The 4,924-nt window shown below is 57.3% G+C and carries 2 rRNA genes; both read left to right on the top strand.

What is annotated here, in order from left to right:
* Window positions 1-111 precede the first annotated feature (111 nt).
* A 16S ribosomal RNA gene (locus tag ACFVTD_RS20925) occupies window positions 112-1,635 on the top strand.
* 274 nt (window positions 1,636-1,909) lie between these two features.
* Window positions 1,910-4,924, top strand: a 23S ribosomal RNA gene (locus tag ACFVTD_RS20930); the annotation flags it as partial.

Below are 4,924 nucleotides of genomic sequence, written 5' to 3' on the forward strand. Positions count from 1 at the left end.
ATTCCTTTTGAAACAAACACTAGCGAGGACGCAGTGCGCGGGGCCGCCCTATTCCGGTGGTTGCCGTGCCGCTCAACGCGGGTGTGAACCGGCTTCGAGGCCGGGTAAACATTCACGGAGAGTTTGATCCTGGCTCAGGACGAACGCTGGCGGCGTGCTTAACACATGCAAGTCGAACGGTGAAGCCCTTCGGGGTGGATCAGTGGCGAACGGGTGAGTAACACGTGGGCAATCTGCCCTGCACTCTGGGACAAGCCCTGGAAACGGGGTCTAATACCGGATACGACCTTCCCCTGCATGGGGGTTGGTGGAAAGCTCCGGCGGTGCAGGATGAGCCCGCGGCCTATCAGCTTGTTGGTGGGGTAATGGCCTACCAAGGCGACGACGGGTAGCCGGCCTGAGAGGGCGACCGGCCACACTGGGACTGAGACACGGCCCAGACTCCTACGGGAGGCAGCAGTGGGGAATATTGCACAATGGGCGAAAGCCTGATGCAGCGACGCCGCGTGAGGGATGACGGCCTTCGGGTTGTAAACCTCTTTCAGCAGGGAAGAAGCGAAAGTGACGGTACCTGCAGAAGAAGCGCCGGCTAACTACGTGCCAGCAGCCGCGGTAATACGTAGGGCGCGAGCGTTGTCCGGAATTATTGGGCGTAAAGAGCTCGTAGGCGGCCTGTCGCGTCGGATGTGAAAGCCCGGGGCTTAACCCCGGGTCTGCATTCGATACGGGCAGGCTAGAGTGTGGTAGGGGAGATCGGAATTCCTGGTGTAGCGGTGAAATGCGCAGATATCAGGAGGAACACCGGTGGCGAAGGCGGATCTCTGGGCCATTACTGACGCTGAGGAGCGAAAGCGTGGGGAGCGAACAGGATTAGATACCCTGGTAGTCCACGCCGTAAACGTTGGGAACTAGGTGTTGGCGACATTCCACGTCGTCGGTGCCGCAGCTAACGCATTAAGTTCCCCGCCTGGGGAGTACGGCCGCAAGGCTAAAACTCAAAGGAATTGACGGGGGCCCGCACAAGCAGCGGAGCATGTGGCTTAATTCGACGCAACGCGAAGAACCTTACCAAGGCTTGACATATGCCGGAAACATCCAGAGATGGGTGCCCCCTTGTGGTCGGTATACAGGTGGTGCATGGTTGTCGTCAGCTCGTGTCGTGAGATGTTGGGTTAAGTCCCGCAACGAGCGCAACCCTTGTTCTGTGTTGCCAGCATGCCTTTCGGGGTGATGGGGACTCACAGGAGACTGCCGGGGTCAACTCGGAGGAAGGTGGGGACGACGTCAAATCATCATGCCCCTTATGTCTTGGGCTGCACACGTGCTACAATGGTCGGTACAAAGGGCTGCGATGCCGCGAGGCGGAGCGAATCCCAAAAAGCCGGCCTCAGTTCGGATTGGGGTCTGCAACTCGACCCCATGAAGTTGGAGTTGCTAGTAATCGCAGATCAGCATGCTGCGGTGAATACGTTCCCGGGCCTTGTACACACCGCCCGTCACGTCACGAAAGTCGGTAACACCCGAAGCCGGTGGCCTAACCCGTAAGGGGAGGAGCCGTCGAAGGTGGGACCAGCGATTGGGACGAAGTCGTAACAAGGTAGCCGTACCGGAAGGTGCGGCTGGATCACCTCCTTTCTAAGGAGCAAATATGCCGGTTGCAGGCGAATGTCCTGCACGGTTGCTCATGGGTGGAACGTTGACTATTCGGCACAGTTCAGATGATGTTTCCCAGTACTGCTTCGGCGTGGAAGAGATTCATGGTCTGGGTGTGTCGGGCACGTTGTTGGGTCCTGAGGGAACGGGTTGACCGTTGTCTCAGTGCCGGCCTCACTCGAGGCGCTCCTTGGGAGTGTTGAGGGTGTGTGACTGGTCGTTGTTTGAGAACTGCACAGTGGACGCGAGCATCTGTGGCCAAGTTTTTAAGGGCGCACGGTGGATGCCTTGGCACTAGGAACCGATGAAGGACGTGGGAGGCCACGATAGTCCCCGGGGAGCCGTCAACCAGGCTTTGATCCGGGGGTTTCCGAATGGGGAAACCCGGCAGTCGTCATGGGCTGTCACCCATACCTGAACACATAGGGTATGTGGAGGGAACGCGGGGAAGTGAAACATCTCAGTACCCGCAGGAAGAGAAAACAACCGTGATTCCGGGAGTAGTGGCGAGCGAAACTGGATGAGGCTAAACCGTATTGGTGTGAGACCCGGCAGGGGTTGCCAATGCGGGGTTGTGGGAATGAGCTTCAGTCGTCTGCCGGCGGCTGGGCGAGTCAGAAACCGTACAGGTAGTCGAAGGACATGCGAAAGGTCCGGCGTAGAGGGTAAGACCCCCGTAGACGAAATCTGTACGGCTCGCTTGAAGAACTCCCAAGTAGCACGGGGCCCGAGAAATCCCGTGTGAATCTGGCGGGACCACCCGCTAAGCCTAAATATTCCCTAGTGACCGATAGCGGATAGTACCGTGAGGGAATGGTGAAAAGTACCGCGGGAGCGGAGTGAAATAGTACCTGAAACCGTGTGCCTACAAGCCGTGGGAGCGTCGTTCATCAGCTTGCTGGTGGGCCGTGACTGCGTGCCTTTTGAAGAATGAGCCTGCGAGTTTGCGGTGTGTAGCGAGGTTAACCCGTGTGGGGTAGCCGTAGCGAAAGCGAGTCCGAATAGGGCGGTTGAGTTGCATGCCCAAGACCCGAAGCGGAGTGATCTAGCCATGGGCAGGTTGAAGCGCGGGTAAGACCGTGTGGAGGACCGAACCCACCAGGGTTGAAAACCTGGGGGATGACCTGTGGTTAGGGGTGAAAGGCCAATCAAACTCCGTGATAGCTGGTTCTCCCCGAAATGCATTTAGGTGCAGCGTCACGTGTTTCTTGCCGGAGGTAGAGCACTGGATAGGCGATGGGCCTTACCGGGTTACTGACCTTAGCCAAACTCCGAATGCCGGTAAGTGAGAGCGTGGCAGTGAGACTGTGGGGGATAAGCTCCATGGTCGAGAGGGAAACAGCCCAGAACACCGACTAAGGTCCCTAAGCGTGTGCTAAGTGGGAAAGGATGTGGAGTCGCAGAGACAACCAGGAGGTTGGCTTAGAAGCAGCCACCCTTGAAAGAGTGCGTAATAGCTCACTGGTCAAGTGATTCCGCGCCGACAATGTAGCGGGGCTCAAGCACATCACCGAAGTCGTGTCATTGCAGCATATAGGGCCAACGCCTGCTGTGATGGGTAGGGGAGCGTCGTGTGCCGGGTGAAGCGGCGGTGGAAACCAGTCGTGGACGGTATACGAGTGAGAATGCAGGCATGAGTAGCGATACAAGAGTGAGAAACTCTTGCGCCGATTGACCAAGGGTTCCTGGGTCAAGCTGATCTGCCCAGGGTAAGTCGGGACCTAAGGCGAGGCCGACAGGCGTAGTCGATGGACAACGGGTTGATATTCCCGTACCCGCTTTGAAGCGCCAACGTCGAACCAGATGATGCTAAGGCCGTGAAGCCGTCCCGGAGCCTTCGGGCAAAGGGAAGTGGTGGAGCCGCCGGTCCAAGTCTGCAGTAGGTGAGCGATGGGGTGACGCAGGAAGGTAGTCCAGCCCGGGCGGTGGTTGTCCCGGGGTAAGGGTGTAGGCCGTGAGGTAGGCAAATCCGCCTCACATTAAGGCTGAGACCTGATGCCGAGCCGATTGTGGTGAAGTGGATGATCCTATGCTGTCGAGAAAAGCCTCTAGCGAGTTTCATGGCGGCCCGTACCCCAAACCGACTCAGGTGGTCAGGTAGAGAATACCGAGGCGTTCGGGTGAACTATGGTTAAGGAACTCGGCAAAATGCCCCCGTAACTTCGGGAGAAGGGGGGCCATTCCTGGTGACGAGTCTTGCACTCCGAGCTGGGGGTGGCCGCAGAGACCAGCGAGAAGCGACTGTTTACTAAAAACACAGGTCCGTGCGAAGCCGTAAGGCGATGTATACGGACTGACGCCTGCCCGGTGCTGGAACGTTAAGGGGACCGGTTAGCTCTGATTCGTCGGGGCGAAGCTGAGAACTTAAGCGCCAGTAAACGGCGGTGGTAACTATAACCATCCTAAGGTAGCGAAATTCCTTGTCGGGTAAGTTCCGACCTGCACGAATGGCGTAACGACTTCTCGACTGTCTCAACCATAGGCCCGGTGAAATTGCATTACGAGTAAAGATGCTCGTTTCGCGCAGCAGGACGGAAAGACCCCGGGACCTTTACTATAGCTTGATATTGGTGTTCGGTTCGGCTTGTGTAGGATAGGTGGGAGACTTTGAAGCCTTGACGCCAGTCTTGGTGGAGTCGTCGTTGAAATACCACTCTGGTCGTGCTGGATGTCTAACCTCGGTCCGTGATCCGGATCAGGGACAGTGTCTGATGGGTAGTTTAACTGGGGCGGTTGCCTCCTAAAGAGTAACGGAGGCGCCCAAAGGTTCCCTCAGCCTGGTTGGTAATCAGGTGTTGAGTGTAAGTGCACAAGGGAGCTTGACTGTGAGACCGACGGGTCGAGCAGGGACGAAAGTCGGGACTAGTGATCCGGCGGTGGCTTGTGGAAGCGCCGTCGCTCAACGGATAAAAGGTACCTCGGGGATAACAGGCTGATCTTGCCCAAGAGTCCATATCGACGGCATGGTTTGGCACCTCGATGTCGGCTCGTCGCATCCTGGGGCTGGAGTAGGTCCCAAGGGTTGGGCTGTTCGCCCATTAAAGCGGTACGCGAGCTGGGTTTAGAACGTCGTGAGACAGTTCGGTCCCTATCCGCTGCGCGCGCAGGAAATTTGAGAAGGGCTGTCCTTAGTACGAGAGGACCGGGACGGACGAACCTCTGGTGTGTCAGTTGTACTGCCAAGTGCACCGCTGATTAGCTACGTTCGGATGGGATAACCGCTGAAAGCATCTAAGCGGGAAGCTCGCTTCAAGATGAGATTTCCATACAC

Origin of the sequence: Pseudarthrobacter sp. NPDC058119 (genome assembly GCF_042884655.1) — a bacterium.
Lineage (GTDB): Bacteria > Actinomycetota > Actinomycetes > Actinomycetales > Micrococcaceae > Arthrobacter.